The organism is Pseudomonas sp. FG43 (assembly GCF_057809175.1).
In genome coordinates this window covers 1-5095 of sequence record NZ_JBMDJL010000037.1, presented here as the reverse complement: position 1 = coordinate 5095, position 5095 = coordinate 1, and the positions used below count along the sequence as shown (strand labels likewise).

The 5095-nt window shown below is 52.9% G+C and carries 2 protein-coding genes and 1 pseudogene; all 3 read right to left on the bottom strand.

All coding sequences use genetic code 11. The features are described from left to right. Positions 1-1024, bottom strand: a pseudogene (locus ACODS3_RS26450) (RHS repeat domain-containing protein); the annotation flags it as partial. Between the two features lie 136 nt (positions 1025-1160). Next, the gene (locus ACODS3_RS26445; RefSeq protein WP_025258710.1) at positions 1161-3995 is read right to left on the bottom strand and encodes an RHS repeat domain-containing protein; all 2835 of its coding nucleotides are present in this window, start codon (positions 3993-3995) and stop codon (positions 1161-1163) included. Between the two features lie 135 nt (positions 3996-4130). Then, the coding region (locus ACODS3_RS26440) for an RHS repeat-associated core domain-containing protein (protein ID WP_489037000.1) at positions 4131-5095 on the bottom strand (965 nt) is incomplete at its 5' end.

Below are 5095 nucleotides of genomic sequence, written 5' to 3'. Positions count from 1 at the left end.
TGTCGTATTGATACGTTGAAACCGGCTCTATGCGCTGATTGGCGAAGTACCGGATAGGTTGGGCGCGGTCTTCGATACGAGTCACATTGCCCACCGGATCGTAGTCGTAAGTCAGGTCCTGCAAGACCTGCCCGTTACTGCGCCTGGAACTGAGTTGCACCAGACGACCGTCTTCATCCTGGTACTGCGCCGTGCTGATCACCCCATTGCCAGCAACTTCAGATTCGACCCGCTCCTGAGCGTCGTAGTGAATATCGCTGACGATAACCTGCGACGGCTTGCCCTGGAGTTGTAAGTGGCTCTCTTTCAACTGACCAGCAACAGAATGCGCCAACGCATGAGCATTCCCCTGCGCATCGGTTTGCCGAATGACCTCGCCAAGCGGGTTATATGACCAGCCCGTGGTCGCGCCGCTACCGGGCTCCAGCAAGGCGTCGCGCTCTGACAGTGATTCGGGCCGGTCGGGCGAATCGATAGTGCGCAGGAAATGCTGCGTCTGCTCGATCACTGCACCGGTCAAACCAAATTCACGACTCAACAGAGTGCCCGCTGGATCGTCGTGACGAATCAACTGGCCACACTGATTGCGGGGAGCCGAATGCACATCACCATAGGCGAGACGCTCGACACATCGGTCACGTTCAAAAACACCCGTTGGCCTGAGCAACGCATCGTATTCCATGCGCCGAATGGTGCCTCGGCCATCCCAGGCGTTCAGCTCTTCACGCCCCTCGCCAGGCAACGAAACCCGCCAACCGGCATCGACGCTCTCAGTGGCCAATATCTTGCCACTGAGCGAATGAATCATGGAAAGGTTGGCCGTCAATTGTGGCTCCAACAGCCGAGGATCCCAAGTACGAACCAGATGTCCTGCAAGGTCGAATTGCACATGGCCAACACGGGCGTCCAGCTCTTCGGTCACTTGGCAACGGTAGAATGCAATTGTATCGACAGGCAGACCGCGCGGATCTATCACCTGCAAGCTCGGAGTGTGTCGATGCAAATCAGCGGACCAGCCAGCCATGATTAGAATCGTCCCTGAATCCAGTCCCTTAAGGCTAGTTGTCAACCAACGTCAGGAAGGTATGCACTGGATGGGCGGCATTGATTTCAGCGGATACGGCTTGCGACCACTACCCTCTTTGGATAGAGGGTGGTTTTCATCGCAGGTCAGGCCGCCTGACCTGACCGGATCGGAGTTTCATTATCTGATCTAGATGATCATTGAATGAAAAATCGTTCCTGACGTCCGCCCTTGTATCGAAACGGTCCACAGACACATTATGCAAAACCTCGTTTTCCTGGGATGAAGTCTGAAGACCGACATAAACACTCCAAAAATCCGCACTCTGGGCCAACCACATTTCAAATGACTTGAACCCATGAGCCCAGGATCTGTAGCCCTTCCGCAAATCAATGTTCTGTTCAATCGCTCTTTCCTTATAACGACTTAATTCTCCGCACGTATATTCAACCGGATAATCAGCCCTCGTATCGAATACGTCATAATAGAATGCATCACCCGTATCCAAAACTGTGTGCGACAGTTCATGTACCAACGTATTTATTCGCCCCATGACATTTTGCCCTCTAAAATTCTGATTAAAAAATATCCGCTTATTGGGATCATACAAAAGAGTAAATGCCAATGTATCTGAAGCGTCTTTATGTCCCTTTCCATGCTCCACGTAAACGAGTTGCTCACGTAAATCTCCCCCTGCCTGATAGGCAGACATACCCTTGATAAGCTCTTCATAACCGGCAGCCACATAGGTCGCAAACGTATCTTCATGATTCGAGTTATCTGGAACCGGAGCGCCCACAAATTCATAGAGCCTGGTCACATCATTGGCTTTCAAACGCCTCACTTCGCGTTCCATCATTTGCAGACTTGTATCTATCGCAACATCGAGAGTAAAGACCAAAGGATGCTCACCCGCCTTCTGCATTTCCTCAACCCCTCGGTATTTAACATTCAGCTTCCTGATATATTTAAGAGACAGCTCACGCAGATCATTAATACCTTTATACCCCCTGCCGTCACTATCAAAACCACTGCATGGGTTATTCCTGACAAAACAGAACAGATTCAACCCATCCACAGTTCCCGCCGGGTCCGGATTGATCCAACGCTGCAACCACGGCGCGTAATACCGCAGGCCGTAGTAATACAACCCGGTTGCGTCTCGCTCCTTGCCTGAATAACGCACCGTCTTGTAGTTGGCTTCAATAGAATCGCGGTCAGCCCACCATGAAGTCCCACCAAATGGGTAATAACTTTCCTGGCTGATGATCTGAGCATCCTTGTCCAGCTCCAGGGTGCTTGACCCCAGATGATCGGTCAGGCTGTAGCGGTATTGATCATTGGTCAGTTCGGCAGGTTTTCCGGCCTGCCAGTGCAGAACACGCACGCCGTTGCGCCCGGCCTGTGCCGTGATGACCTGCAAGGTTTCGCCGGTGGCGGTATCGGTGCGGATTTCCAGACCCGGCAGGTAGCGCACTTCTGCGATATGGGTGACGGCCTTGGCCTGGGTCGTGCGCACTTTGCGTAGGCGTTGGCCGCTGGCGTCGTAGATATAGCGCTCGCTGTCGTCGACGCCGGACTCGCGCACAACCGGCCTTACCTCCTGCAACTGGTTACGAAGGTCCCAGCTCAGGGTTTGCCCCGCTTGCAATGCCAGCAGGTTGCCGTTGCCATCAAAAGCTGCGGCGATGTCTTCTTCGCTGGGCGGTTGGTTATTGATCACTGGCAGGCTGCGATTGCTATGCAAAGCGGTCACCAGAATCCGGGAATGACTCTGCGACCCGACATGAGTCAACTGCTTCAGATTGCCACCCGCATCGTAATCGTAGGTCTGCGTGTAATTGGCCAGTTGTGCGGGGTCCGCTGGGCTCTGAAAATCTGCAAAGACGGGGCCGTGATTGACCGTCGCCAGCTCTCGACCCGTGGCTTCTGTCAGTTGATACAGCGTGTCGTATTGATACGTTGAAACCGGCTCGATGCGCTGATTGGCGAAGTACCGGATCGGCTGGGCACGATCTTCGATATGAATCACGTTGCCGACCGGGTCGTAGTTGTAAGTCAGCTCCTGCAAGACCTGCCCATTACTGCGCCTGGAACTGAGTTGCACCAGACGGCCGTCTTCGTTCTGGTACTGCGCCGTACTGATCACACCATTGCCAGCCACTTCAGATTCGACCCGGTCCTGAGCGTCGTAGTGAATATCGCTGACGATAACCTGCGACGACTTGCCCTTGAGTTGTAAGCGGCTCTCTTTCAACTGACCAGCAACAGAATGCGCCAACGCATAAACATTCCCCTGCGCATCGGTTTGCCGAATGACCTCGCCAAGCGGGTTATATGACCAGCCCGTGGTCGCACCGCTACCGGGCTCCAGCAAGGCGTCGCGCTCTGTCAGTGATTCGGGCCAGTCGGGACCGGTGAAGTCCTTGAGAAAATGCTGCGTCTGCTCAATGACTGCACCATTCAAACCGAACTCGCTATTCAGCCACGTGCCCGCCGGATCGTCATGGCGAATCAATTGACCGCACAGATTCTGATCAGCCGAATCCGGCCCCCCATAGGAAAACCGCTGCACGCACAGAGAACCTTCAGACACGGCAATCGGCCGAAGCAACAAATCGTGAACAATACGACTCACGGTTCCTCGCCCATCCCAACTTTCAACCGCCTGGCCTGCGTCCCCCGGCAGCACCAAGCGCCAGCCGGCATCGACGCTGTCACAGGCCAGCATCCGACCGCTCAAAGAGTAAGTCATCGCGAGATTGGCAGGCGCCTGGTCGGCCCATAACCTCGGGTCCCACTGAAGAGCGGCACGCCCCGCAGCATTGAAAGAGTTTCGATGGACACGAACCTGAGGCTCCTCGGCTGCATCCCTACGACAAAAAGCCACCGCGGCCAGAGGAAGGCCGCGAGGGTCCATCCTCTGTAGTTCTGGCGTATGCCGGTATAATGCGGCAGATCGACTATTCATGTTTTGTCCTTGGGGGCTCTAAGCTGCAGCTTTTTTATTTATAAGCCTCAAGTAGCTTGTAGCCAGGAAGTGCGTCAGCCCCCTGGCAACACCCTGCGTATCTCCATCCGCAGGGTGTCGTTGGTTTTTTTTGACTCACTGCCACAACACCTCTTTGCGCGGAGGATGGTCACTGCTTCTACTCCGGACCTGAACGAAGCGGTCTTTGGATAAGCCGTGAAACTTCGCACTTTCTTCAGGCGTTATTTGCGCCATGGTATAAACACCCCAGAAATCCGCGACAGTGGTCAACCATGCTCTGAATGATGGAGCGCCAGGCCCCTTGGGTTTGTACTCTTCTCGTAAGCGAACATTTTTCGCAATGGCATTATTAATTGTATTTTTCAAAGCGTAGGTCGCAGTATCGGGCTTCATAGATAAAAACACCGCGTCTTTTTCGTAATAAAAATCATCACTGGCCTGCAATTCAATATGCGATATCTCATGTATGAGAGATCCGATTTTTGACACAGGACTTTGCACCCGAAAGGTTCCTGTAAAAAATATACGTTTGTGTGGATCATCCTTGCCCACATGTGCGAAGCGCCGCTCATTCTCGACGTCTTTCACAAAAACAAACTGCTCACGCAAGTCCCCACCTTTCTGATAGCGGGACATAGCTTTGATGAGTTTTTCATAACCGGCAATCACATGCCCTATATAGCCTTTTGAAGCACTCAAGTCCTCAGGAGGTCGCATACCAATGAATTCGAAAAGGGAGGACGCATCATTTTTCTTCAAGCGATTCATTTCACGAGTCATCAGGAACACGCTTTTCTCGATAGCAAGATCAATATCCGCTACCAACCCCTTCTCGCCCGCTTTTTTCATCTCCTCCAAACCCCGGTATATGATCTTCCGACGTTGTTCTGTTCCTTTCTCAAATTCATCGTTAATACCTTTATACCCCCTGCCGTCACTATCAAAACCACTGCATGGGTTATTCCTGACAAAACAGAACAGATTCAAACCATCCACAGTTCCCGCCGGATCCGGATTGATCCAACGCTGCAACCACGGCGCGTAATACCGCAGGCCGTAGTAATACAACCCGGTTGCGT

Coding starts and splice junctions, on each gene's coding strand:
- ACODS3_RS26445 (WP_025258710.1), bottom strand. CDS start 3,995: ATGAATAGTCGATCTGCCGCATTATACCGGCATACGCCAGAACTACAG.